Origin of the sequence: Enterobacter sp. JMULE2, assembly GCF_013337145.1 — a bacterium.
Classification (GTDB): domain Bacteria; phylum Pseudomonadota; class Gammaproteobacteria; order Enterobacterales; family Enterobacteriaceae; genus Enterobacter; species Enterobacter mori.
In genome coordinates this window covers 111100-136446 of record NZ_SGWD01000010.1, presented here as the reverse complement: position 1 = coordinate 136446, position 25347 = coordinate 111100, and the positions used below count along the sequence as shown (strand labels likewise).

The window sequence follows — 25347 nt, the reverse complement described above, 5'->3', positions numbered from 1 at the left end:
GATGTGCAATGCGGACGATAAAACGAGGCCTGGCGGCAACCTTATTGCTTTTAAGCCCTCTGGCGCAGGCTGAAAACTTACAGGCTCAGCTGACGACTTTTTTTGCACAGCAGCTGGCGGGCTTTAGTGATGAAGTCAGCGTCACCGTTCGCACGCCGACTAATCTCTATCCCTCCTGCGAACAGCCCTCATTCACCGTGACCGGCACGACAAAGCTGTGGGGTAACGTGAACGTGCTGGCGCGCTGCGCCAACGAAAAACGCTATTTACAGGTTGCGGTTCAGGCGACGGGCAATTATGTTGTTGCCGCCGCGCCCATTGCCCGCGGCAGCGTATTGCAGGCTAGCAGCGTGACGCTTAAACGCGGTCGACTGGATCAGCTTCCGCCGCGAACGATGCTGGACATAAACCAGGCACAGGACGCGGTCAGCCTGCGCGATATGGCACCAGGTCAGGCCATTCAGCTCTCCATGCTGCGTAAAGCGTGGCGGGTGAAAGCGGGTCAGCAGGTGATGGTGGTCGCCAACGGAGACGGCTTTAGTATCAACAGTGAAGGTAAGGCATTAAACAATGCCGCCGTGGCGCAAAATGCCCGGGTCAGAATGTCTTCAGGCCAGGTGGTTAGCGGAACTGTCGATTCTGATGGGAATATTCTGATTAACCTATAATCTTTTTAAAGATTTCGCGGTGCCTGCCGATAAATATTCAACTAATGATGATGTCAGGCGCAAACGCCGCGAACCCTCGATGAGGACAACACTATGAGCATTGATCGTACATCAGCCCTGAAGCCGGTTAGCACTGTACAACCTCGCGAAACGAATGACGCTCCCGCGCAGAAAACGCGTCTGGAAAAACCGTCTACGGCTAACAGCACCAGCGTGACCCTGAGCGACGCGCAGTCCAAACTGATGCAGCCGGGCAGCAGCGATATCAACATGGAACGTGTTGAAGCGCTGAAAACGGCCATTCGTAACGGCGAGCTGAAAATGGATACCAGCAAAATCGCTGACGCGCTGATCGAGGAAGCGCAGAGTTTCTTACAGAGTAAATAACCGTATGAGTCGACTGTCAGAAATACTGGATCAGATGACGGTTGTCCTGAACGACCTGAAAACGGTAATGGATGCTGAACAACAACACCTGTCTTCGGGTCAAATCAACGGCAGCGCGTTGCAACGCATTACTGAAGACAAAAGTTCGCTTCTGGCGACGCTGGATTACCTTGAGCAGCAGCGACGCGCTGAACAGGATCAGAAGCGCAGCGCCAACGATGCAATTGTCGAACGTTGGCAAACGATTACGGAAAAAACCCAGCATCTGCGCGATCTCAACCAGCATAACGGTTGGTTACTTGAGGGACAGATGGTGCGTAATCAGCAGGCTCTGGAAGTATTAAAGCCCCATAAAGAGCCGGGGCTGTACGGTGCGGATGGTCAGACGGCCACGGCACGCATTACGGGCGGGAAAAAGATTTCGATTTGACGCCTTAGCGGCAAATCAGGCTGTGGGGAGCACCATAAGGTGAACTCCCCTTTTGGCGTTTATGCCGTACGGCGGGTGAACTCTTTCACCTTGAATCCCAACACCGCGAGCGTGGCGAAGTATGCCACCACGCCGACCACCACAACGGCCATCAGGCGCATCAGGCGGAATGGCATAGTGCCGGCTGACCAGTCCGGCATCACATACAGCATGCCCAGCAATGCCGCCGACATCACCAGCACCGCGATCACCAGACGCACAAGAAAACGCGACCAGCCCGGCTGCGGCGTGAAAATATCCTGCTTACGCAGCTGCCAGTACAGCAGCCCGGCATTCAGGCAGGCCGCCAGACCAATCGACAGCGCCAGCCCGGCGTGTCTCAGCGGACCAATAAACGCCAGGTTCATCAGCTGGGTCATAATCAGCGTCACAATGGCGATTTTCACCGGCGTTTTGATGTCCTGGCGTGAATAGAACCCCGGTGCCAGCACCTTCACGACAATCAGCCCCATCAACCCTACCGAATAGGCAATAAGCGCCTGCTGGGTCATGGCGGCGTCATGGGCGGTAAATTTACCGTACTGGAACAGCGACACCGTCAGCGGTTTCGCCAGAATCCCCAGCGCCACCGCGCTCGGCAGCGCCAGCAGAAAGCAGAGACGCAGCCCCCAGTCCATCAGGCGGCAATACTCATCGTGGTTGCCGCTGGCAAAGCTTTTGGAGAGCGACGGCAGCAGGATGGTCCCCAGCGCCACGCCCAGCACGCCGGACGGAAACTCCATCAGGCGGTCAGCGTAGTACATCCAGGAGACCGAGCCAGACACCAGGAAAGAGGCAAAAATGGTGTTGATGATAAGCGAGATCTGGCTGACGGAGACGCCAAGAATGGCGGGTCCCATCTGCTTGATCACGCGCATCGCCCCGGCATCTTTAAGGTTGATACGCGGCAGAACCAGCATGCCGATTTTCTTCAGGTGCGGCAGCTGGTAAGCAAGCTGCAGCACGCCGCCCACGGTCACGGCCCAGGCCAGCGCCAGCACCGGCGGGTTGAAATGCGGTGCGGCAAACAGCGCAAAGCCGATCATGCTGACGTTAAGAAACGTCGGCGCAAACGCCGGGACGGAGAAGCGGTTCCAGGTATTGAGTATCGCCCCCACCAGCGAGGCCAGCGAGATCAGCAGAATATAGGGGAAGGTAATGCGCAGAAGCTGCGAGGTCAGGGCAAATTTATCCGCCGTATCCGCAAAGCCCGGTGCCGTCACCATAATCACCCAGGGCGCGGCCAGCATCCCGATGACGGTCACCACCGCCAGCGCCAGGGTCAGCAGCCCCGAGACGTAAGAGACAAAAACGCGGGTCGCGTCCTCGCCTTGCTTGCTTTTATATTCTGCGAGAATCGGCACGAAGGCCTGGGAAAACGCACCTTCCGCAAAAATACGGCGTAATAAGTTCGGCAATTTGAACGCGACGAAAAAGGCGTCCGTGGCCATCCCTGCACCAAATACCCTTGCCACAATGGCGTCGCGCGCAAAGCCGAGCACGCGGGAAAACATGGTCATCGAGCTGACGGCCGCCAGCGATTTTAATAAGTTCATTAACGTGAATTTCCAGAACCATACGGATTTGTAGACCGGGTAAGCGTAAGCGCCACCCGGCAAAGCCAACAAGCGGCGCTTAGTCTAACCGGATTTCAACGAATTACTATCCGCAGATGTTACAGCGAGTTATTCACTCATGGCGTCGCGCCAGAGCCTTTCTACAATGCGCTGCGCCAGAATCGCCTGTTCGCCGGAGGTTTCAGGAACCGTCTGATTTTGTACGCAGGTGATAAAGTGACGAGCACACCCGACAAAACCGCGCTGCTCCAGCGTGCTCTGCCAGCCGGGAACGGGCAGCGTCACCACGCCGTTGCCCTTCTCTTCTCGCCACTCACGCATGTCCGTAATGTCGACCAGCGCGCCGTCGGTCACCGCCTGCACGGATTCACGCTGGCTACCGGCCCGACGGTGCATGCTGGTGGTCACCTGAAGATGCTCAACGGCAAAGTGGTGTTCCGCATAGACCATCTGCCCCTGATCGTTTGTCAGCAGAGTGCCGCTTTTCAGCTGTGCATTGCCGTCCGTCAGCCATAACGCCGTATCCACAACGTGAAGATAATCATCCAGTAGGGTGAAGCGCAGATCGTTCGGCCCGACGCTGTCGGTGCGGTGCTTATCCATCCGCAGCGAGGCAAGCGTGCCCGACTGCGCCTTAAGCTGCTGATAAAGCGGCGCGAAGCGGCGGTTGAAGCCCACCATCAGCGTCAGCTTTTTGCGCGCGGCAAGCTCAATCAGCCGTTCGGCATCCTGAACATTCTCTGCCAGCGGCTTATCCACGCAGACGTGGACACCCGCGTTGAGCAGCTCGCTCACCACCTGATAGTGCGTTGCCGTTGAGGTATGCACAAATACCGCATCACACTCGCGGGCTAACGCCTGAAGCGAGCTGGCATACGGAATGCGCCAGGTTTCACAGATGCGCTCGGCCTTCTCGCGCGTGGGCGACCAGGCTCCCTGCAGCGTCCAGTCAGAAGCTGCGCCCAAAACCGGTAGCCACGCTTTTTGCGCGATACCGCCCAGACCGACCACGCCAATGCGTAATTTTTTCACTGTTAGTCTCCCAGATGTGCCAGCAACGCATCCAGACGCTGTTTTAGCCCGGCGACCTCTTCTTCCAGGGCCTCTACGCGCGCGGCAAGGCTGTCATTGCGTTCAGGGCGATCCGATTCAGCCGTCGCGCTTGCGGCGTCAACGTCACCGCTGAACAGATGCATATAGCGGCTTTCGCGTTTTCCCGGCTCGCGCGCCAGACGCACCACGTAAGGGCCATCCTCACGCGCCGCCAGCCCTTCAAGCGTCTGTTCGACCTCCTGCATATCGCTGAACTCATGCATACGGGAAGCGCGCGTTCGCAGTTCCCCCGGCGTCTGTGCCCCCCGCAGCAACAGCGTGGTGATGACAGCTACTTCCGCGCTGCTCAGCTTCAGGTCGCCAAATTCGGAGTTACAAAAGCGCTGTTCATACTTAGTGACGCGGTTACCGAAGCCGCTGACGGTGCGCAGGTAGTGGCGTTTGACCAGCGCATCCAGCACGTCCTGAACATCATGCTCGCTGAGGTTCATCACTGGCTCACGGTTGGTTTTTTGGTTGCAGGCCATCGTCACGGCGTTGACCGAAAGCGGATACTGTTCCGGCGTGGTGACCTGTTTTTCCAGCAGGCTGCCGACAACGCGCGCTTCTGCACCGCTTAACTGATATTTCATCTTTTCTCCTTAACGACCTGCAGTCCAGTCCGGGGTGGTTAATGCGGTGAGGACATGATCGCGCCATTCGCCATCGATAAGCAGATAGTCTTTGGCGTAGCCCTCTTTCTCAAAGCCTAAGCGCGCCAGCAAATCCCCGCTGCGCTGATTATGCGGCATGTAGTTCGCCATAATACGGTGGATATGTTGCGTGCGTTGCATGTAGCGGATCGCCGCCGTTAACGCCTCAAACATCAGCCCCTGCCCCTGCCATTTCTGACCGATGGAGTAGCCGAGATAACAGGCGTGGAACGATCCGCGCACCACGTTAGAAAAATTGGCGATGCCGATAATCTCTTTTTCTTCCGGATCCAGCAGCGCGAAATAAAACGCGCTGCCCTGTTTGTGAAATTCCGCGATCATACTGAGACGCGCCTGCCAGCCGGAGGGGTAACAATGGCTCTCATCCCGAACGGGTTCCCAGGGTTTTAAAAACTGGCGATTCTCGGCGTAATAATCCGCCAGACGCCAGGCATCACGCTCATGCACCAGACGAACGACGAGCCTGTCCGTTGTCAGACGCACTTTTGGCACATTGCTGCGATAGCCAAACATCGATACCACTCCTTCCCGTCACTTCTGTTCTACCGATTAGCTTTACTATACCTGCGCCTGCGCCGTCTGTGAAAACAGTGACATACCATTTTGACCTCTTTTCACATTTTTCGATGAGAACTCTCTATCAAAGCACCCTTTTGATAAAAAAATATTGTCACGCCCGGGGGTGGGAAAAAACGCGGCGACACCGCAGAATGTTAGCGTGCTCACCTTCTTATTTTCCCTGGAGGGAAAATGTCCCGCGTATCACAGGCCAGGAGCCTGGGTAAATATTTCCTGCTCGTCGATAACATGCTGGTCGTGCTCGGCTTTTTTGTCGTTTTTCCGCTTATTTCGATCCGCTTTGTCGATCAGATGGGTTGGGCGGCATTAATGGTTGGCATTGCACTGGGGTTGCGCCAGTTTGTCCAGCAGGGTCTGGGCGTCTTTGGCGGAGCCATTGCTGACCGCTTCGGCGCTAAACCGATGATCGTTACCGGCATGCTGTTACGCGCGGCAGGCTTTGCCACGATGGCAATCGCCCACGAGCCCTGGCTGCTGTGGTTCTCCTGCTTCCTCTCCGGGATTGGCGGCACCCTCTTCGATCCGCCGCGCACCGCGCTGGTAGTGAAGCTGATCCGCCCGCAGCACCGGGGACGCTTCTTCTCGATTCTGATGATGCAGGATAGCGCTGGCGCGGTGATTGGCGCACTGCTGGGCAGCTGGCTCCTGCAGTATGATTTCCGTCTGGTCTGTGCGACCGGGGCGGTGTTGTTTATTCTCTGCGCCTTGTTCAATGGCCTGTTCCTGCCCGCGTGGAAGCTGTCGACGGTGAAAGCACCGGTGCGAGAAGGTCTGGGCCGCGTTTTGCGCGACAAACGCTTTGTCACCTATGTGCTCACCCTGACGGGGTACTACATGCTGGCGGTGCAGGTCATGCTGATGCTGCCGATCATGGTTAACGACATTGCAGGCACCCCTGCCGCCGTGAAGTGGATGTATGCCATTGAGGCCTGCCTGTCACTGACGCTCCTCTACCCGATAGCCCGCTGGAGCGAGCGCCGATTTCGTCTGGAGCATCGCCTGATGGCAGGGCTTCTGCTGATGACGCTGAGCATGATGCCCATCGGGCTCGTGAATTCGCTGCAGCAGCTGTTCATGCTGATTTGCACCTTCTACATCGGCTCGATCGTTGCCGAACCCGCGCGTGAGACGCTGAGTGCCTCGCTGGCCGATGCACGCGCGCGTGGCAGCTATATGGGGTTCAGTCGACTTGGGCTCGCCCTTGGCGGCGCGCTGGGCTACGCCGGAGGCGGCTGGCTGTTCGACGCTGGTAAAGCGCTGAACCAGCCGGAACTGCCGTGGATGATGCTCGGCGTGGTAGGCTTTATGACCCTGCTGGCCCTGTGGTGGCAATTCAGCCAGAAGCGCAGCGCGAGCGGCATGCTCGAACCCGGCGCCTAGTTCTTCTTTCTGGCGGGCGTCATTTCCCGCCTCAATTCTCAGTTTTTTCTGCTGGTTTCTCCCTATTCACACTGACATACTGGCGTATCAGGACAGATGCGCCGATTTTTCGTTGAGGAACACTATGAAGAAGATTGTCATTGCCGCTGCGTTAATTGTGAGTGGCCTGCTGGTAGGCTGTAACCAGCTTACGCAGTACACCGTCAGTGAGCAGGAAATTAATCAGGCGCTGGAAAAACATAATAACTTTGCCAAAGACATCGGCGTCCCGGGCCTTGCCGATGCCCATATCGTCCTCAGCAATCTCGCCAGCCAGATTGGACGTGAAGAACCGAACAAAGTCACCCTTTCCGGTGACGCCACGCTGGATATGACCTCATTATTTGGCAACCAGAAAGCCGATATTAAGCTGAAGCTCAAGGCGCTGCCGGTCTTCAACAAAGAGAAAGGGGCCATTTTCCTGCAGGAAATGGAGATCGTCGATGCGGTCGTCACGCCGGACAAAATGAAGCCGGTACTGCAAACCCTGATGCCTTATCTGAATCAGTCGCTGCGTAATTACTTCAACCAGCAACCCGCCTATGTCTTGAGCGAAGACAAGAGCAAGGGTGAAGCGCTCGCGAAAAAATATGCAAAAGGGATAGAGGTGAAACCGGGAGAAATCATTATTCCTTTCACCGATTAACCTGAAGGGCGCGGAAGCGCCCTTTTTTTTCGCAGAAAAGTGTGCAAACGAAAACGTTTCCGCTTATGATTTGTGTCCGGCAAAAACAGCCATCCTTATGACTGATTCCTGACAAGCCGGAGCTTCCATGACTGCACAACCCCAGGTTCTTAAAATCCGCCGCCCTGACGACTGGCATATCCATCTGCGCGATGGCGATATGCTGAAAACCGTCGTGCCCTACACCAGCGAAATTTATGGCCGCGCGATTGTTATGCCTAACCTGGTTCCGCCAGTCACGACCGTCGATGCCGCAATGGCTTACCGCCAGCGAATTCTTGACGCCGTTCCGGCGGGGCATGATTTCACCCCGCTGATGACCTGCTACCTGACCGATTCGCTCGACCCGAACGAAGTAGAACGTGGGTTTAACGAAGGCGTCTTCACCGCGGCGAAACTCTATCCGGCCAATGCCACCACCAACTCCAGCCACGGTGTGACCAGCATTGATGCCATCATGCCCGTTCTGGAACGGATGCAAAAACTGGGCATGCCGCTGCTGGTACACGGGGAAGTGACGCACGCCGAGATTGATATCTTCGACCGTGAAGCCCGGTTTATCGAAACGGTAATGGAACCGCTGCGCCAGCGTCTGCCTGCCCTCAAAGTGGTGTTTGAACACATCACAACCAAAGACGCCGCGGAATATGTTCGCGATGGCAACGATCTTATCGCCGCCACCATCACGCCTCAGCACCTGATGTTTAACCGTAACCATATGCTGGTTGGCGGCGTGCGCCCTCACCTCTATTGCCTGCCGATCCTCAAACGCAATATCCACCAGCAAGCCCTGCGCGAGCTGGTTGCGAGCGGTTTCTCCCGCGCGTTCCTGGGTACCGACTCCGCCCCGCACGCGCGTCATCGTAAAGAGGCCAGCTGCGGCTGCGCGGGTTGCTTCAACGCTCCGACTGCGCTGGCGAGCTATGCCACCGTGTTTGAAGAGATGAATGCGCTGGAACATTTTGAAGCGTTCTGCTCCCTCAACGGCCCACGCTTCTATGGTCTGCCGATCAATGAGAGCTTCATCGAACTGGAGCGCAAAGCAAGCCAGGTGGACGACGCGATTCCGTTGACGGATGACACGCTGATCCCGTTCCTGGCCGGTGAAACCGTACACTGGACGGTAAAACGTTAAAAAATCAATGCCTCTTGTTGTCAAATCCATAATATACCTGTATATATAAACAGTATATTACACAGGGGGCATTTATGCGTATTGAAGTCACCATTGCCAAAACAACCGTTCTGCCTGCTGGCGCACTCGATGCGCTGGCGGGCGAGTTATCCCGTCGTATTCACAGCACCTTTCCTGAAAATGATGGCGCCGTAACGGTACGTTACGCGGCCGCAAACAACCTCTCCGTCATCGGCGGTGCAAAAGAAGACAAAGATCGTATCCGCGACATCCTGCAGGAAACGTGGGAAAGCGCCGACGACTGGTTCATAACGGATTAACCTTGCTCCCTCATTGTTTTGTTTTGCCGGGTCGCCCCGGCTTTTTTTGTTTTTTATCCTGGATAAGTTCAAATTATTTCAGCATCTTCTTAGAAAATCGTGAACAAGACGGTGTTTTATTGTTCGAAGAATCCTAAAACGCAGAAAAATGTGTTGCCAGCTGTTTATTTTTCTCTTCGGAACCCTTATTACTTGTATACTGAAGATGCTTTCAGAAAAACATGCATTGAACCTCAAAGCCGTTGTCTTCTAACACGCATTTAGGGGGTTATAATGGAAAAGAATAGTGAAGTCATCCAGACCCATCCGCTTGTCGGCTGGGATATCAGTACCGTAGATAGCTACGATGCGCTGATGCTGCGTTTGCACTACCAGACCCCAAATCAACTCAACCGTGACGAAGCGGAAGTTGGACAGACGCTGTGGCTTACAACAGACGTCGCCCGTCAGTTTATTTCTATTTTAGAAGCAGGTATCGCAAAAATAGAATCTGGCGACTATCAGGAAAATGAGTATAAACGGCATTAGTACAATGCCCATTTTTCACTCAACAGGCACCCACGTGGTGCCTTATTTATTTCTCCCTTGTATCAGCCCGCATAGTTAATTACTCTGCTAACAAAGCGTGAGTTAACGAGATGCATATGAGATACGACTTAATCATTATTGGCAGCGGTTCTGTAGGTTCTGCTGCCGGTTATTACGCAACGCAGGCCGGTCTGAAGGTTCTGATGATTGATGCCCATCTTCCTCCGCACGCGGAAGGTAGCCATCACGGTGATACCCGTCTTATTCGCCACGCCTATGGTGAAGGAGAGCGTTATGTCCCGCTGGTCTTACGTGCCCAGACGCTGTGGGATGAACTGGCAACGCTGACCGAAGAACGCATTTTTGACCGCACGGGGATTATCAACCTTGGCCCGGCCAGTTCTGCATTTCTTGCGAACGTGGAAAAGAGCGCGAAGGAATTTAATCTTGATGTTGAACGTCTGGATGCGAACGGCATTATGCAACGCTGGCCGGAGATCGCCGTTCCGGATGATTACATCGGGCTGTTTGAAGCCAACTCGGGCGTACTGCATTGTGAAGCGGCCATTAAGACCTGGATTGATTTGGCGGCAAAAGCCGGCTGTGCCCAGTTGTTCAACTGCCCCGTAAGCGGCATTACCCATCATGCTGACGGTGTCACCGTCACCACCGCTGACGGAGACTATTCTGCGTCTCGGCTGCTAATTAGCGCCGGAACCTGGGTAACAAAACTGCTCCCGGATCTGCCCATTCAGCCCGTGCGCAAAGTCTTCTCCTGGTTCCAGTCAGACGGGCGTTACAGCGCGCAGAATAAATTCCCGGCATTCACCGGCGAGTTACCGAACGGCGATCAGTTCTACGGCTTCCCGTCAGAAAAGGACGCGCTTAAGATTGGCAAACACAACGGCGGACAAATTATCTCCACGCCTGAGGAGCGCAAACCCTATGGCGCATACCCTCAGGATGGTTCAGAAGCGTTCATGTTCTTGCGTACTATCCTGCCGGGCGTTGGCGGCTTGCTCTACGGCGCAGCCTGCACCTATGACAATACGCCTGATGAAGATTTCATCATTGATACCCTGCCGGGACATGACAACACGTTGCTCATTACCGGGCTCAGCGGCCACGGTTTCAAGTTCGCCTCCGTGCTTGGCGAAATTGCCGCGCAGTTTGCGCAGGGTATTACACCGCCATTTGATCTGCAGCCCTTCTCGCTCTCACGTTTTAACGGATAATACCCGCCAGGCTCCGGTCCCCCGGAGCCTCTTTTATCTGAGGAAAAATGATGCGCAGGATCGTCGATTTACTCGTCAATAATATTCGCGAGCATTTTATGCTCTATCTGTTGTTGTGGGCGCTGCTGGCCATCATTGATGTTATTTACATTGTATTTTATTGAAAAGAAACGCTTACGTTTATTGACACTTGTTGAGGTTAATTATTTTTTAACGCATCCGCTGATTCCGCCTGAGTTATATTGCTCGAAGCTTTTGAAATACATCCACGCAACACCTTCAAATACGCTGAAATAAATTAAATTAAAAACGTTATCTACTTATTTCAGTTGCAATATCCTCTTTTCCCGTTCATTTTTATTGCTCGAATGATTTTGAGTGGTATCTCTTATGCAATTGCGTAATACCCCCCATCGCTACGGAATAATATCCATAGGTTTGCACTGGATATTCGCGCTTGCGGTGTATGCTATGTTCGGGCTTGGGCTCTGGATGGTCACGTTAAGCTATTATGACGGCTGGTATCACCAGGCACCGGAACTGCATAAAAGCATAGGTGTCCTGTTGATGATGGGTCTGGTTGTTCGCGTCGTCTGGCGACATATTTCCCCGCCGCCACCCGCGCCGAAAACCCACGGTAAATTCACGCGCGTGAGCGCTGTCGCGGCCCATATTGCGCTCTACGCCCTGCTTTTTGCCATTCTGATTAGCGGATACCTTATTTCAACAGCGGATGGCAAGCCGATCAGCGTCTTTGGTCTTTTTGACGTTCCCGCCACGCTCAGCGATGCTGGCGTCCAGGCGGATACCGCTGGCGTTGTCCATCTGTGGCTGGCCTGGAGCGTGGTTATTCTTTCTGTCCTTCACGGACTCGCGGCCCTCAAACATCATGTTATCGATAAAGACGACACGCTGAAGCGCATGCTTGGCCGTTCGTCTTCTGACTCTGGAGCATAAAATGAAAAAACACCTGCTGGGCATCGCCTTAGGTTCACTGTTATTTACCACCGGTTCTGCTGTTGCGGCTGATTATAAAATTGATAAAGAGGGCCAACATGCCTTCGTCAATTTCCGTATTCAGCATCTTGGCTATAGCTGGCTATATGGCACCTTTAACGATTTTGATGGCACCTTTACTTTTGACGAGAAAAATCCGGCAGCGGATAAAGTCAATGTCACCATTAATACCAATAGCGTGGATACTAACCACGCCGAGCGTGATAAACATTTACGCAGTGCAGAATTTCTGAACGTATCGAAATTCCCGCAGGCGACATTCGCCTCTACCGGCGTGAAAAAGGACGGCGACAAGCTGGATATTACCGGCAACCTGACGCTTAATGGTGTAACGAAACCCGTCACTCTTAACGCGAAATTGCTTGGTCAGGGTGATGATCCGTGGGGCGGGAAACGTGCAGGCTTTGAAGCTGCAGGTAAAATTCACCTGAAAGACTTTAACATCACCACGGATTTAGGCCCGGCATCTCAGGATGTTGAACTGATTATTTCCGTGGAAGGCGTTCAGCAGAAGGGATAAAAATATGCCCGGCGGTATTTTCCGTCGGGCATAAACATTACTCAGGGTCGGGAATACCCAGTTTGGTATTCAGACGTCCGCGGGATTTATTAAAAATCTTGTTCCCGTTTTCGCGACCTGCGCGACGGCGACGCTGCTCTTCTTCCGGCAACACGCTCTCTTCGCTGCACAGCTCACTACAGCAGCCGTTAAATTTCTCAGCGCAGGTTGGACACTGAATAAACAGCAGGTGGCAACCGTCGTTTTTGCAGTTGGTATGCGTATCGCAAGGCGTTCCGCACTGGTGGCAGTGGGCGATCACGTCGTCGGAAATACGCTCCCCCATGCGCTCGTCAAAGACAAAGTTTTTGCCGATAAAGCGCACCGGCAGGCCCTGCTCACGCGCACGGCGAGCATACTCAATGATGCCACCTTCGATGTGCCAGACCTTGTTGAAACCGTTGTGCTTCATCCACGCACTGGCTTTCTCACAGCGGATCCCGCCGGTGCAGTACATCACGATCTTTTTGTCTTTATGTTCCTGCATCATCTCAACCGCTTTTGGCAGTTGCTCGCGGAAGGTATCAGCCGGAATTTCCATCGCGTTCTCGAAATGGCCCACTTCATACTCATAGTGGTTGCGCATATCGATAAAGACCGCATCAGGATCGTCAAGCATGGCGTTCACTTCAGCGGCCTTCAGGTATTCCCCGACGTCACCCGCATTAAAGCTGGGATCGTCAATACCGTCAGCCACGATACGCTCACGCACTTTCATGCGCAGAACCCAGAACGATTTCCCGTCATCATCCAGCGCAATGTTCAGGCGTAAGCCATTAAGCGCCGGATCGAAGCCGTAAAGAAAATCACGGAAGGCGTTCACCTGACTTTCCGGCACGCTGATCTGTGCATTGATGCCCTCACGCGCCAGATAGACGCGCCCGAAGACATTGAGCGCAGTCAATGCCTGATAGAGTTCATCGCGGGTCGCTTGTGGATCGTTGATAGTGAAGTATTTGTAGAATGAGATGGTCGTGCGCGGTTCGGTTTCAGCCAACATACGCGCCTTCAACATCTCATTCGATACGCGGTTGTGTAACACTGGCATGGTGTACAAGTCCTGCAATCGTTAGAGAATTAAAATCGGTCGGCATCATATAGCAAACAAAGCTAATTTACATCCACACAATTTACGCTACATTTCAGCCTACCTGATTTACCAGGATTAACAAATGCTGGATTCGTGCACGTTTCGATGACAGACATTTTGGCTACGTACTAAAAAATGCGAGAATAGCCATTCAGGACGTAAGAACACAGGACAGACATGACCCAGTTACCGAAATTTACTGCCGCCCTTTTGCATCCCCGCTATTGGTTGACCTGGATTGGCATAGGCTTGTTGTGGCTTATCGTACAACTTCCTTACCCGGTTATTTTCCGCCTCGGTAAAGGGATCGGCCACGTTGCCCGGAAATTCATGAAACGCCGCGTCAGGATTGCTTACCGCAACCTCGAACTCTGTTTTCCGCAGATGAGTGAGACAGAACGTCACGATATGGTGGTTAAAAATTTCGAATCCGTTGGCATGGGGCTGATGGAAACAGGCATTGCATGGTTCTGGTCGGACAAAAGAATGGCCCGCTGGACGGAGGTTGCCGGAACAGGTATGGAGCCCGTGCACACGTTGCAGGCTAATCAGACCGGCGTACTGTTGATTGGCGTCCATTTCCTGACGCTTGAAATTGGCGCGCGTATGTTTGGCATGCAGGCGCCTGGTATTGGCGTATATCGGCCGAATGACAACCCGGTCATCGATCTCATCCAGACCAATGGCCGCATGCGCTCTAACAAAAGCATGATTGACCGTAAAGATCTGAAGGGCATGATCCGCGCCCTCAAATCCGGTGAGGTGGTTTGGTACGCCCCCGATCACGATTACGGCCCGCAATCCAGCGTGTTTGTGCCGTTTTTTGCCGTCGAAGAAGCGGCGACCACCACGGGGACCTGGATGCTCGCCCGAATGTCTAAAGCGGCTATTGTTCCCTTTGTCCCACGCCGCAAGCCGGATGGTTCAGGCTATCAGCTCATCATGCTTGAGCCAGAACGCACGCCTCCTCTGGACGACGCAGAAACCACCGCGCGCTGGATGAACGATATTGTGGAGAAATGCATCATGATGGCACCGGAGCAGTACATGTGGCTCCACCGCCGCTTTAAAACGCGCCCGCAAGGCGTTCCCTCCCGATACTGATTGTCATGCGGCCTCCGGGCCGCATGCTGTTTTAGCTTTAAAAGCTCCCCCACATTGCGGCAATCCTGACCCAGGCGCATAATTAGCACGCTTATTACTTCCCCTTCCCGGCGCACTGTATCTTAATTTGCGGAGAGTTATGTCACCCTCAGATGCTCCCATAAACTGGAAACGTAACCTCGCGGTTGCTTGGCTCGGCTGCTTTCTGACGGGCGCGGCGTTCAGCCTGGTCATGCCTTTCCTGCCTCTCTACGTTGAACAGCTTGGCGTTACGGGCCACAGCGCGCTCAATATGTGGTCAGGTCTGGTGTTTAGCATCACCTTTCTGTTTTCCGCTATCGCTTCGCCATTCTGGGGCGGCCTCGCCGACCGCAAGGGGCGAAAAATTATGCTGCTACGTTCAGCGCTGGGGATGGCTATTATTATGGCGCTGATGGGTGTGGCGCAAAACGTCTGGCAGTTCCTGGTGCTGCGCGCACTGCTTGGCCTGCTGGGCGGATTCATTCCCAATGCCAACGCCCTGATTGCCACACAAATTCCACGCCATAAAAGCGGCTGGGCTCTCGGTACGCTCTCAACGGGTGGCGTCAGCGGTGCGCTGCTTGGACCTCTGGCGGGCGGCTTACTGGCGGATAGCTACGGCCTGCGGCCCGTCTTTTTCATCACCGCCAGCGTGCTGTTCCTCTGCTTTGTCGTCACCTTGCTCTGTATCCGTGAAAAATTCACGCCGGTCACCAAAAAAGAGATGCTTCATGCCCGGGATGTTCTTACCTCGCTGAAAAACCCCAAACTGGTGTTGAGCCTGTTCGTGACGACCATGATTATTCAGGTGGCGACCGGGTCGATCGCCCCGATTTTAACGCTGTACGTGCGCGATCTGGCGGGCAACGTCAACAACATTGCCTTTATCAGCGGGCTGATCGCATCAGTACCTGGCGTGGCGGCACTGCTCAGCGCGCCAAGGCTGGGAAAACTCGGCGACCGTGTTGGGCCCGAAAAGATCCTGATTTGTGCCCTGGTGATTTCCGTTCTGTTACTCATCCCGATGGCGATGGTGCAGTCTCCCTGGCAACTCGGCCTGCTGCGCTTTTTGCTCGGCGCGGCAGACGGTGCGTTATTACCTGCCGTACAGACCCTGCTGGTCTACAACTCAACGAACCAAATCGCCGGACGTATTTTTAGCTATAACCAGTCGTTTCGTGATATCGGCAACGTCACCGGGCCGCTTGTCGGGGCGGGCATTTCCGCCAGCTTTGGCTTTCGCGCCGTTTTTATCGTCACGGCCGGTGTCGTGCTGTTTAACGCCATTTACTCCTGGTTCAGTTTATCCCGGACGATGCGTTCTGAACTGAATAAGACAAATGCCTGACGGCTTATTTTCGCATTCATACTTGCAAAATCAGAGAATCAGCTATTCTTTCCCTGAATACCTTCATGAATAACAGGGAGACACCGATGACCATGTACGCCACGCTGGAAGAAGCTATTGATGCCGCTCGTGAAGAATTCCTCGCCGATAACCCCGGTATTGAGGAAGAAGATGCTGACGTGCAACAACTCAATATCCAAAAGTATGTCCTGCAGGACGGCGATATTATGTGGCAGGCCGAATTTTTTGCCGATGACGGTGAAGAGGGAGAATGTTTGCCGATATTGAGCGGTGAAGGTGCTCAGGCCGTCTTTGACGGCGATTACGACGAAATTGAATTACGCCAGGAATGGCTTGAAGAAAATACCCTGCATGAATGGGATGAGGGCGAATTTCAACTCGAACCGCCGCTGGATACCGAAGAGGGCCAGACCGCAGCCGATGAGTGGGACGAACGTTAAGCGCTCATTACTCGTAAGGCCCGTGGCTGGCGTCGATGGGCAGCAATAGCGTGTCGAAGATCAGCGAAAACGGCAGATCGAGCACGGTCAGGTAGCGCCAGGCGGAATCTCGTACGTCCCATTTGACGCCGGGATAATACTGATTCCCGTGACCTTGTCCCGGAATAGTGCGGCTGATAATGCTGCCGCAGCCGCTGAGCAGGCATGTCATCAACACCACGACAATTATTTTCATTCATTACCTCTAAAAAAATACCGGCCTCGCAGCCGGTATTTTATCTGGCGGGGGCGCTTCGCTTACCCGCCCTACTTAGCAGCTTACTTCGCCTTCAGCGCCAGCGGATTCAGCTTCAGCTCTTTGTAGTAGCCCACCCACGAAGAGTATTTCTCCGGTGCAGACCACACGCGATAGTGAAGCCTCGCCATGGTAACCGGGTCGCTCAGCAGCACCAAACGGCGGTCGCGATTGAGTTTTTCCGGCGTCTCGTTCAGCGCCTGCTCAACGTGGCGATCGCGGGCGATCTCCAGCACCTGGCTGGCGCGGTGACGCGCGGTCGCCATTGCCATCGCCAGGGCGTTGAATGACGGGTTAAACACCGCGTGCATAAAGCCATCATCCAGCGAACGGCTGCGGTTCTGCTCCAGGTACTTGTCGGTATCCACCAGCACCTGCGGCGGGGAATACTCTTCCGGGATAAGGAACAGCTTCCAGCGTTTGGTACGCAGCCCCACCGTTGAACGGCTGGAGATCACGGACACAAACGGCGACAGGATCAGCGAGAAGACAATCGGCGCCAGCCAGAACAGGAAGCGCAGATCCAGCCACGCCATCCCCGCAGCCCACACCAGACCGAGCAGCAGCTGCGAACCGTGACGCATGAAGGCTTCGCTCCACGGGGTGGAGTCGTCATCACGCTGCGGTGAATTCCAGACCACTTCCCAGCCCAGGAACGCGCTGACCACAAACACGGTATGGAACAGCATGCGCACCGGCGCCAGCAGCACGGAGAACAGCACTTCCAGCAGCAGCGAGAGCGTCACGCGGCAGAAACCGCCATACTCTTTCGAGCCTTTGCACCAGATCAGGATGATACTGAGCAGCTTAGGCAGGAACAGCAGCACCATTGTCGATGCAAACAGCGCTATCGCCAGCTCCGGACGCCACTGCGGCCACACCGGGAACAGCTGGCGCGGTTGCAGGAAGTATTGCGGCTCCGTCAGGGCATGAACCACCTGTAAGGCAGTAGACAGCGCCAGGAACATAAACCACAGCGGTGCAGAGAGATAGGACATCACGCCGGTCAGGAATACCGCACGGTGAACCGGGTGCATCCCTTTCACCAGGAACAGGCGGAAGTTCATCAGGTTACCGTGGCACCAGCGACGGTCACGCTTGAGCTCATCCAGCAGGTTCGGCGGCAGTTCTTCGTATGAGCCTGGCAGGTCGTAGGCAATCCAGACGCCCCACCCTGCGCGGCGCATCAGCGCTGCTTCCACGAAGTCATGCGACAGAATCGACCCGGCAAAAGACCCTTCACCCGGCAGCGGCGCAAGCGCACAGTGCTCAATGAACGGCTTCACGCGGATAATCGCATTGTGGCCCCAGTAGTGGGATTCACCCAACTGCCAGAAGTGCAGACCAGCCGTAAACAGCGGGCCGTACACACGGGTCGCGAACTGCTGGCAACGTGCGTAAAGCGTGTCCATTCCGGACGCTTTCGGCGAGGACTGAATGATACCGGCGTTCGGGTTGGCTTCCATCAGGCGGACCAGACCGCTCAGACAGTCACCGCTCATCACGGAGTCGGCATCCAGGACCACCATGTAGCTGTACTGATTACCCCAGCGACGGCAGAAGTCATCGATGTTACCGCTTTTACGCTTCACACGACGGCGACGGCGACGATAGAAGATCTGGCCTTCGCCCTGCACTTCCGCAATCAACTCCATCCAGGCTTTTTGTTCTGCTACGCAGATATCCGGGTTGTAGCTGTCGCTCAGGATGTAAACGTCAAAATGCTCGGCGTTACCGGTCGCCTTAACAGACTCCCAGGTTGCGCGCAGGCCCGCAAACACGCGGTCAACGTCTTCGTTACAGATAGGCATAATCAGCGCAGTACGGTGCTCAGGATTGAGGGGTTCATCCCCGACCGTTGACGCTGAAATACTGTATTTATCACGCCCCATCAGCAGCTGCAGGAAGCCCATCAGCGCGGTCCAGAAACCCGCCGAGACCCAGCAGAAGAGAACGGCAAACAACAGCAGAATGCCGCTTTGCAGAATGTACGGCAGCAGCTGCATGAAGGAGACCCAGATATCCTGGCCTACCATGTCAGCCGGGTTGATCAGCGCCCAGCCCTGATACGGCAGAATGGTCTTCATGTACCAGGTTGCCACCACCGTCTGCGCCAGCGTCAGCAGTAACAGCGTGTAGCGACGGATCGTTCCGACGGTACGCCACTTCTGCTCTGAGGCCTGCTCTTCTTTGGTCAGACGCGACAGATAGCGCGGCGTGACGTCACGTCCGCGCAGGCGATCCCAGAAGCGACCCACCGGGTTGGTGCGCCATGGATCGGGAAACATAGAAGAACGCGTGGCTTTCGGCATCGCCTGAAGCTGGTCGCGCCCTTCGTCGTCTTTAATCAGCTGTCCTTCTGCCAGCGAGTCTGGCCAGGCCTGCTCCAGACGCGCCTTTACTGACCCCAGCGGCGTATCATCATCACGTGTAAACTGACGATGATCGCCATCCAGCGCGGTGTGTACCGCACGGATGTCGCTTTTAGGCAGTGCCGCTTTTTCAATGTCCGTCAGCGGCATGGCATCAATATATTCAGATGTATTATTCATTGGCAGGTAGCTGATAGCTCCAGGTTTCACTCAGCGGCTGATCGTTGCTGACCAGCGCGGCGCGCATTTCAGTGGTCTGTTTCGGATCTTTCACTTTCACGCGCAGGGTCAAACGCCACCCTTTCGTTACCGGGTTGTAACGCACGGCATTTTCAACGATCTCACCGTTATCACCGATGCTCGCCTGCGCAGTCACGGCGGTATCCGGGGACAGTTTTTTCATGTCCTGGCCCGCGAAGTCCACGATGAAAGCCACGGTACCGTCAGGCTGACGGATCAGGTTTGACTGCTTCACATCACCCGTTGAACGGCGAGTCTGCATCACATACGCGTTATCCGGCGCATGCAGTTTGTCTTCGTCACGGCTAAAGGTGATGGCGTATTTGAAGTTCATCTCTTTACCGGCTTCCGGAAGCTGGTCCGGGGTCCAGTAAGCGACGATGTTATCGTTGGTTTCGTCGTTAGTTGGAATTTCAACCAGCTCGACTTTCCCTTTACCCCAGTCACCTTTCGGGGTTACCCAGGCGCTTGGACGCTGATCGTAACGGTCATCCAGGTCTTCAAAGCGAGAGAACTGACGGCCACGCTGCAGCAGACCAAAGCCCTGCGGATTTTCCATCGCGAAGCTGCTCACCGCGAGGTGTTTCGGGTTATTCAGCGGACGCCAGATCCACTCGCCGTTACCAGCATGGATAGAGAGACCGTTAGAGTCATGCAGCTCCGGGCGGAAGTTGGTCGCCGGAGACGGCTGGTTCGGCCCGAACAGGAACATACTGGTCAGCGGTGCAACGCCCAGCTTGCCCACTTTATCGCGCAGGTAAACTTTGGACTGCACGTCAACGACAGTGTCGCGTCCCGGCATGATCACGAAGCGGTATGCGCCGGTTGCACGAGGGGAGTCCAGCAGCGCATAGATTGTCAGACGTTTATCCGTTGGTTTAGGACGCTCGATCCAGAACTCGCGGAAACGTGGGAATTCTTCACCTGATGGCAGCGCGGTATCAATAGCCAGACCACGCGCGGAAAGCCCGTACACCTGCCCTGCGCCAATCACGCGGAAGTAGCTGGCACCGAGCATGCTGACGATTTCGTCGTTTTTATCTTTGCTGTTAATTGGGTAGAGCACTTTGAAGCCGGCGAAGCCCAGGTCCTTAACCGTGTCTTTGTCGTGCTGCACATCGCCGAAATTGAAATAATCCGGGCTGTACTTGATTTTCCGTACCGCGGTTGCCGTCACTTCATTGATAGCAACAGGCGTGTCGAAATACATACCCTGATGATAAAATTCAAGCTTGAACGGGGTTTTAACGTTGTTCCAGTATGCTTTGTCGTGATTGAACTGGATCTGCTGATAGTCCGCGTACTTCATGTCACGGAAAACGGAGGGCAGGTTACTTTTTGGCGCTTCGTAGCTCTTGCCAGCCATAGACTTGGCCTGTTTAGCAACGTCATCGATGGTAAAGGACCAGGCCGATGAGGTATACAGGGACAACAACACTGCCGCACCCAACCAACGCATTTTCATCATTTGTGATTTATGTTTCATAATAAGTAAGCACTTCCCCCTTTGTGTGCTTAATTCGATCCGATCCATTTTAATGGAAACTCAGGCAATCCGACAACATTATCACTGCTTTGTTCAGCTCGCTGGCTCAGGGATTAAGCAAATGAAAGAACCCGCTTTTCACTTTGCGTGCTTATCCTGGAGACAGGGTGTCGGTCTTGGTGTAGGGTTGGCTTCGAATGTAACCATTATGCGTCTTAGGGATAAGGCGATTAGTCTGAGAATGTACTGAGTTATATGAGCACAACACCCGTACAACGTGAATATTTCCTCGACTCGATCCGGGCATGGCTGATGCTATTGGGGATCCCGTTTCACATTTCATTGATTTATTCCAGCCACACCTGGCACGTGAACAGCCAAATGCCCTCCTGGTGGCTGACGCTGTTTAATGACTTCATTCACGCCTTCCGTATGCAGGTGTTTTTTGTCATATCCGGCTACTTCTCTTATATGCTGTTTTTGCGCTACCCGCTTAAGCGATGGTGGAAGGTGCGCGTAGAGCGCGTCGGCATACCGATGCTCACCGCCATCCCGCTGTTGACGCTGCCGCAATTCATTATGCTGCAGTATGTGAAAGGCAAAGCGGAAAATTGGCCTAACCTGTCGCTGTATGAAAAGTACAATACGCTGGTCTGGGAGCTGGTTTCACACCTTTGGTTCCTGCTGGTTCTGGTGGTTCTTACCACTGTCAGTCTTGTCATCTTCAGCCGTCTGCGCCGCCATTTAAGCACTACGTCAGACGCTTTCTTTGCCAACATCACGCTCGGTAAACTGTCCCTGCTCTTTTTGGTGCTGGGGATTGTCTACGCGGCCATCAGACGCACGCTGTTCATTGTTTATCCACCCATCCTGAGCGACGGGCTGTTTAATTTCGTGGTGATGCAGTCGCTGTTCTACATTCCTTTCTTCCTGGTGGGAGCGCTGGCGTTTGTCTATCCGCAGTTAAAAGCGTTGTTTACCCAACCGTCGCCCTGGTGTGCCGTCGGCGCAGCCCTTGCCTTCGCAGCCTATCTTCTCAATCAGCGCTACGGCAGCGGTGACGCGTGGATGTACGAAACGGAGAGTGTCATTACCATGCTGCTGGGCTTGTGGATGGTGAACGTGGTGTTTGCACTCGGTCATCGCCTGCTGAACTTTAAATCCAGCCGCGTTACCTATTTCGTCAATGCATCACTGTTCATTTATCTGGTGCATCACCCGTTGACGCTGTTCTTCGGCGCTTACATCACTCCGCATATTGCTTCCAACACGCTGGGCTTCTTCACCGGGCTGGTCTTCGTGATCGGGATTGCCATCGTGCTGTACGAGATCCACCTGCGTATCCCGCTACTGCGGTTCCTCTTCTCCGGGAAACCGCAGGTTAAAGCCTGATCGAAAAAGCGGCGCCGATACGGTGCCGCTTTTGTATCAGCCGTCCAGTTCTTCTCCACGCTGGGTCAAAAGTCTCTGGTAGAGATGTGTCGTTTCTTCGTCGAAACAGACAAAGATGACCTTTTCCGGCATGGGCTTCAGGGAAAGGTAGTGGTACACGGTATTCACCGCAATGGTCGCGGCAGCCGCTTTGGGATAGCCATAAACACCGGTGCTGATGGCAGGAAACGCCAGGGTTTTATAGCCATTATCCGCAGCGAGGCGCAGGCAGTTACGGTAAGCATCCTCAAGGATCCGTGCCTCGTGGTGCTCGCCCCCCTGCCACACCGGTCCCACGGCGTGAATAACGGCTTTGGCGGGCAGATCCCCTGCCAGCGTAATCACGGCATGCCCCGGCGGGCATTCCCCCTGTTGTTGACGCACGGCCTTGCAAGCTTCGAGCAATTGCGGCCCGGCAGCGCGATGAATAGCGCCATCCACGCCGCCTCCCCCCAGCAACGAGGAATTCGCTGCATTGACGATCACATCAACATGTAACGTTGTGATATCGCCGTGAATAATCTCGATTTGCGGTCTCATACATTCCCCCTGCTACCCGCCTTTTTCTTAAGTGTATCGCAGAGGGGAGGGTCAGAAAAAACTATCGTTTAAAACGGCTAGCGATATTCCACCTTAACTACGGCCAGCGTTTTTTCAGGATTGAGGTACTGCATACTCACGGTTGCCAGTCCTGGATAGGCGGAACGCCCATTCAGTGCATCCTCATAGCTGACCATCCGGGTCTGGATACGGTTATTTTCCGGGCAGGACATCGCAAACTGACGATGTTGAGGGGTAATCTCACAGGGATCGGCAACAATGGCACCACGGAAATGGATAACACCGCCTTCAACAATCGTTGCTGAAAATGCGGGTGTCATATAAGCCGAGACGATCAGGCTAAAACCTGAGATGAGCAGAGCGGTAGATTTGGTCACAAGTTGTACTCCTCAAAATAAATCATCCTTGAGGGGTAAAAGCGCTCCAGTATGACAACGCGGTAGCCGGTAATTGAACAGCGAAACGTGTTCAGCTCCTGATAACATCATAGTTACACCTTTCAACTCCCGCCACATTCCCAAATCATTGATTTTATGAATGATTAAAGCGAGCGTTCTGCAGGCGACCATTGTTGTGATAAATGCAGCGATTTTCCGTCAGAGACGGTGACCGTAATGTTCACCGTATCCCCTGTGCCAATATTTAAACTCAGTCTCATCAAATCAATCGTCTGATTAGCGGGTATAGAAAAGGTATTTTGCTGGCGTGAGGTACTTTGTCCTCCCTCCCCCTGGCGAACGGACAAAATTTGAACCTGACAATCGCACGCGTGTGTCAGGGTGACCTGCGGAATAATGGTGGTCATATTTCCCTGCTGCGATGTTTTAAAGGTTATTTGGCTGGAAAGCGCGGCAAGGAGAATTAAGGTATTCATGATGAACTCCCGAAAAAAAACAGGGCAAATGCCCTGTTTTTTTGTAGCACAGATTTGAAATCAGTATTGATGTGCGGTCGCATTGTTGCCAAAGCCGACCTGATGCACGGTAACAGTTGATCCAGATGCTGTCTGGTCCACTGCCGCACCGTTGCCGCCGCCGTACTGTTTAACATCGATGACGGAGTTTTTGCTGTTCCACTGGTCAATGGTTGCGCTGTTACCAAAGCCTTTCTGCAGCAGATCGATGGTGCTGTCATCAGATCCTTGTCCAACATCAGCACCGTTACCGCCGCCATGCTGGGTAATTGTCAGTTCTGAATCTCTTGCATCCGTTTGCAAGGCAAGGGCAGAGTTGCCGCCACCAAACTGGTAAATGCTCAGGGTTGAGTCAGGACCGCTATTACCACCGCCACCGCCGTGGCCATGACCGTGGCCGCCAAATTGAGGTACCGCACCTGCGAAAGCACTGCCAGAAACGATGATTGCTGCAATTGCTGCCACTTTAAAAAGTTTCATGGTAAACCCCCATCGGATTGATTAAGTCGCCACAACGCCCTAACGTTGAATAACGCGGATGGCCATTTGTGACTGTCTCTGCACTACAACTGCTGTTTTCTGCGTACCATACTGCGTAATACTCGCTCTGTTAGCCGACCCTTTTTGGATAATCATTGCGGTATTACCAAAAGCGTCCTGCTTAATACTCGCGTCATTACCATTTCCATCTTGATCGATATAAGCAAGGTTATAAGTTCCTGATTGATCAACCTTCGCTCGGTTGCCTCCTCCCTCCTGAGAGACAACGGACATTAATTTGGAACCGTCCTGACGAATATCAGTAGAATTACCTGAACCTTGTTGACCAATAATGGCTGCCTGATTATAGGAGGACTTACTTAATTCATTAACCGCAAAGTTATATTCAGAACCGGCTAAGTCCGAACCGCCTGCGGTTACAAATCCAGGCACACCCAGTAATGTAAACATCATAAATAACGTTCTGTTTTTCATGTTGTCACCCTGGACCTGGCTATACACAAAATAACGTTTCTTCATGCATAAACGCGAATCGTTTTTTTGTTAACGTCGCGTTACGAAAAAGAGTATGTCCGCCGAAACAATTTAAATATCTCACCCGCGCGGCTTATTTTAATTAATGACTTCACCTCAAAGTATTAATTCCGGTAAAAATACGCTGAAAGACGTTAGGTTTAGCGCGAGAAAAAAATCGTCCCTCTCAGATCCTGTACAATGGCAGGTTCCTTGTCCAGCCTTACGTAGCCTGGCTTCACCACACCCACGCGAGACAATTTGAAAACCTTGTCACACAGGGTGAGTTTTCTTAAGAAGGAATCGCCTGATGAAGGAAGGCTTAGTTTTCTTATGTATCTCATACCTTTCACCGGTGGGGTAAGAATTATAAATCCACATTTTTTTCATGCAGTTATAATTATTTGTATGATTTTTAAAATGTGTGCAGTGTTATTCTCATGTACAACTTTTCTCTTAAACAAAAACTAATTTATTACCCTAAATACACAATTTAATATTGAATTTTACATTTAGTTACATGATTAACACTTGCTTTAACGTTTGTAATAGCTAGATTGAAAACAGTAGTAAGTCATTTTATTTTTATTTCCGTCCTCCTCTGGAGGAATGGTTTGATTCTACACACAGCAGTGCCACATCTGTCAGTGCTTCTGGTATTCCTTAT

29 protein-coding genes are annotated in these 25347 nt (G+C 53.5%); 16 read left to right on the top strand and 13 right to left on the bottom strand.

Annotation, left to right across the window (positions count from 1 at the left end; genetic code table 11):
* The first annotated feature begins 8 nt into the window (after positions 1-8).
* The 3 genes from flgA to flgN all read left to right on the top strand — a co-directional run bounded on the left by flgA (position 9) and on the right by flgN (position 1485).
* Positions 9-668 (top strand): flagellar basal body P-ring formation chaperone FlgA, encoded by a 660-nt coding sequence (gene flgA, locus EXW94_RS01495; protein ID WP_174339344.1) that lies wholly within the window; start codon positions 9-11, stop codon positions 666-668.
* A gap of 93 nt (positions 669-761) precedes the next feature.
* Positions 762-1055, top strand: a complete 294-nt coding sequence (gene flgM / locus EXW94_RS01490) for a flagellar biosynthesis anti-sigma factor FlgM (protein ID WP_010429637.1) — start codon at positions 762-764, stop codon at positions 1053-1055.
* Between the two features lie 4 nt (positions 1056-1059).
* Positions 1060-1485 carry a flagella biosynthesis chaperone FlgN gene (gene flgN / locus EXW94_RS01485; RefSeq protein WP_174339343.1) on the top strand — a complete coding sequence of 142 codons (426 nt, stop codon included), beginning with the start codon at positions 1060-1062 and terminating at the stop codon, positions 1483-1485.
* Between the two features lie 59 nt (positions 1486-1544).
* Here flgN and murJ read toward each other — a convergent pair whose 3' ends face one another.
* The 4 genes from murJ to rimJ form a co-directional block, all read right to left on the bottom strand.
* A complete protein-coding gene (gene murJ / locus EXW94_RS01480) occupies positions 1545-3080 on the bottom strand; it encodes a murein biosynthesis integral membrane protein MurJ (protein ID WP_089599868.1) in 1536 nt (511 codons plus the stop codon).
* 129 nt (positions 3081-3209) lie between these two features.
* Positions 3210-4133, bottom strand: a complete 924-nt coding sequence (locus tag EXW94_RS01475; RefSeq protein WP_174339342.1) for a Gfo/Idh/MocA family protein — start codon at positions 4131-4133, stop codon at positions 3210-3212.
* Between the two features lie 2 nt (positions 4134-4135).
* On the bottom strand, positions 4136-4786 hold the full coding sequence (locus EXW94_RS01470; protein WP_108418045.1) for a YceH family protein: 651 nt from the start codon (positions 4784-4786) through the stop codon (positions 4136-4138).
* Between the two features lie 9 nt (positions 4787-4795).
* Positions 4796-5380, bottom strand: a complete 585-nt coding sequence (gene rimJ / locus EXW94_RS01465; protein WP_010429626.1) for a ribosomal protein S5-alanine N-acetyltransferase — start codon at positions 5378-5380, stop codon at positions 4796-4798.
* A 237-nt stretch (positions 5381-5617) separates the two neighbouring features.
* On the opposite strand from rimJ, the gene mdtH reads away from it, so the two are divergent.
* The 9 genes from mdtH to EXW94_RS01420 all read left to right on the top strand — a co-directional run bounded on the left by mdtH (position 5618) and on the right by EXW94_RS01420 (position 12305).
* Positions 5618-6826, top strand: coding sequence for a multidrug efflux MFS transporter MdtH (gene mdtH / locus EXW94_RS01460; protein ID WP_108418047.1), 1209 nt, complete (start codon positions 5618-5620; stop codon positions 6824-6826).
* 124 nt (positions 6827-6950) lie between these two features.
* On the top strand, positions 6951-7511 hold the full coding sequence (locus EXW94_RS01455) for a lipoprotein (protein ID WP_010429621.1): 561 nt from the start codon (positions 6951-6953) through the stop codon (positions 7509-7511).
* A 127-nt stretch (positions 7512-7638) separates the two neighbouring features.
* Positions 7639-8685 (top strand): dihydroorotase, encoded by a 1047-nt coding sequence (gene pyrC / locus EXW94_RS01450; RefSeq protein ID WP_108418048.1) that lies wholly within the window; start codon positions 7639-7641, stop codon positions 8683-8685.
* 74 nt (positions 8686-8759) lie between these two features.
* Positions 8760-9005, top strand: a complete 246-nt coding sequence (gene dinI / locus EXW94_RS01445) for a DNA damage-inducible protein I (protein ID WP_108418049.1) — start codon at positions 8760-8762, stop codon at positions 9003-9005.
* A gap of 273 nt (positions 9006-9278) precedes the next feature.
* Positions 9279-9533 carry a biofilm formation regulator BssS gene (gene bssS, locus EXW94_RS01440; protein WP_003858012.1) on the top strand — a complete coding sequence of 85 codons (255 nt, stop codon included), beginning with the start codon at positions 9279-9281 and terminating at the stop codon, positions 9531-9533.
* Positions 9534-9649: 116 nt separating this feature from the next.
* Positions 9650-10768: an N-methyl-L-tryptophan oxidase gene (solA, locus tag EXW94_RS01435; RefSeq protein ID WP_174339341.1), complete on the top strand. Its 1119-nt coding sequence runs from the start codon at positions 9650-9652 to the stop codon at positions 10766-10768.
* A gap of 50 nt (positions 10769-10818) precedes the next feature.
* Positions 10819-10932 carry a DUF2770 family protein gene (locus EXW94_RS01430; protein WP_010429609.1) on the top strand — a complete coding sequence of 38 codons (114 nt, stop codon included), beginning with the start codon at positions 10819-10821 and terminating at the stop codon, positions 10930-10932.
* A gap of 226 nt (positions 10933-11158) precedes the next feature.
* A complete protein-coding gene (locus EXW94_RS01425; protein WP_042718788.1) occupies positions 11159-11725 on the top strand; it encodes a cytochrome b in 567 nt (188 codons plus the stop codon).
* 1 nt (position 11726) lies between these two features.
* Entirely contained in the window at positions 11727-12305 is a 579-nt protein-coding gene (locus EXW94_RS01420) for a YceI family protein (RefSeq protein WP_010429605.1), read from the top strand.
* 37 nt (positions 12306-12342) lie between these two features.
* Here the strand turns inward: EXW94_RS01420 and EXW94_RS01415 are convergent, their stop codons facing one another.
* Positions 12343-13392, bottom strand: coding sequence for a rhodanese-related sulfurtransferase (locus EXW94_RS01415; protein ID WP_108418052.1), 1050 nt, complete (start codon positions 13390-13392; stop codon positions 12343-12345).
* A 219-nt stretch (positions 13393-13611) separates the two neighbouring features.
* On the opposite strand from EXW94_RS01415, the gene EXW94_RS01410 reads away from it, so the two are divergent.
* The 3 genes from EXW94_RS01410 to EXW94_RS01400 all read left to right on the top strand — a co-directional run bounded on the left by EXW94_RS01410 (position 13612) and on the right by EXW94_RS01400 (position 16368).
* Positions 13612-14538 carry a Kdo(2)-lipid IV(A) acyltransferase gene (locus tag EXW94_RS01410; protein WP_174339340.1) on the top strand — a complete coding sequence of 309 codons (927 nt, stop codon included), beginning with the start codon at positions 13612-13614 and terminating at the stop codon, positions 14536-14538.
* 139 nt (positions 14539-14677) lie between these two features.
* Positions 14678-15907 (top strand): multidrug efflux MFS transporter MdtG, encoded by a 1230-nt coding sequence (gene mdtG, locus EXW94_RS01405; RefSeq protein ID WP_174339339.1) that lies wholly within the window; start codon positions 14678-14680, stop codon positions 15905-15907.
* An 86-nt stretch (positions 15908-15993) separates the two neighbouring features.
* Positions 15994-16368 carry a MysB family protein gene (locus tag EXW94_RS01400; protein ID WP_100167059.1) on the top strand — a complete coding sequence of 125 codons (375 nt, stop codon included), beginning with the start codon at positions 15994-15996 and terminating at the stop codon, positions 16366-16368.
* A 7-nt stretch (positions 16369-16375) separates the two neighbouring features.
* Here the strand turns inward: EXW94_RS01400 and EXW94_RS01395 are convergent, their stop codons facing one another.
* The 3 genes from EXW94_RS01395 to mdoG form a co-directional block, all read right to left on the bottom strand.
* On the bottom strand, positions 16376-16603 hold the full coding sequence (locus tag EXW94_RS01395; protein WP_010429597.1) for a YceK/YidQ family lipoprotein: 228 nt from the start codon (positions 16601-16603) through the stop codon (positions 16376-16378).
* Positions 16604-16686: 83 nt separating this feature from the next.
* Positions 16687-19215 carry a glucans biosynthesis glucosyltransferase MdoH gene (gene mdoH / locus EXW94_RS01390; protein ID WP_108418055.1) on the bottom strand — a complete coding sequence of 843 codons (2529 nt, stop codon included), beginning with the start codon at positions 19213-19215 and terminating at the stop codon, positions 16687-16689.
* The gene (gene mdoG / locus EXW94_RS01385) at positions 19208-20743 is read right to left on the bottom strand and encodes a glucans biosynthesis protein MdoG (protein ID WP_010429591.1); all 1536 of its coding nucleotides are present in this window, start codon (positions 20741-20743) and stop codon (positions 19208-19210) included. The genes mdoH and mdoG overlap by 8 nt, the downstream gene beginning before the upstream one ends.
* Before the next feature lie 273 nt (positions 20744-21016).
* On the opposite strand from mdoG, the gene mdoC reads away from it, so the two are divergent.
* Positions 21017-22153 (top strand): glucans biosynthesis protein MdoC, encoded by a 1137-nt coding sequence (gene mdoC, locus EXW94_RS01380; RefSeq protein WP_120158542.1) that lies wholly within the window; start codon positions 21017-21019, stop codon positions 22151-22153.
* A gap of 36 nt (positions 22154-22189) precedes the next feature.
* On the opposite strand, the gene ymdB is transcribed toward mdoC, so the two are convergent.
* The 5 genes from ymdB to csgB form a co-directional block, all read right to left on the bottom strand.
* A complete protein-coding gene (gene ymdB, locus EXW94_RS01375) occupies positions 22190-22732 on the bottom strand; it encodes an O-acetyl-ADP-ribose deacetylase (protein ID WP_010429585.1) in 543 nt (180 codons plus the stop codon).
* A gap of 77 nt (positions 22733-22809) precedes the next feature.
* Positions 22810-23130 carry a type 1 fimbrial protein gene (locus EXW94_RS01370; RefSeq protein WP_100167061.1) on the bottom strand — a complete coding sequence of 107 codons (321 nt, stop codon included), beginning with the start codon at positions 23128-23130 and terminating at the stop codon, positions 22810-22812.
* Positions 23131-23294: 164 nt separating this feature from the next.
* On the bottom strand, positions 23295-23627 hold the full coding sequence (csgC, locus tag EXW94_RS01365; RefSeq protein WP_010429579.1) for a curli assembly chaperone CsgC: 333 nt from the start codon (positions 23625-23627) through the stop codon (positions 23295-23297).
* A gap of 60 nt (positions 23628-23687) precedes the next feature.
* Positions 23688-24146: a curli major subunit CsgA gene (gene csgA, locus EXW94_RS01360; protein ID WP_089597826.1), complete on the bottom strand. Its 459-nt coding sequence runs from the start codon at positions 24144-24146 to the stop codon at positions 23688-23690.
* Between the two features lie 39 nt (positions 24147-24185).
* Positions 24186-24641, bottom strand: coding sequence for a curli minor subunit CsgB (gene csgB / locus EXW94_RS01355; protein ID WP_089597832.1), 456 nt, complete (start codon positions 24639-24641; stop codon positions 24186-24188).
* Between the last annotated feature and the right edge of the window lie 706 nt (positions 24642-25347).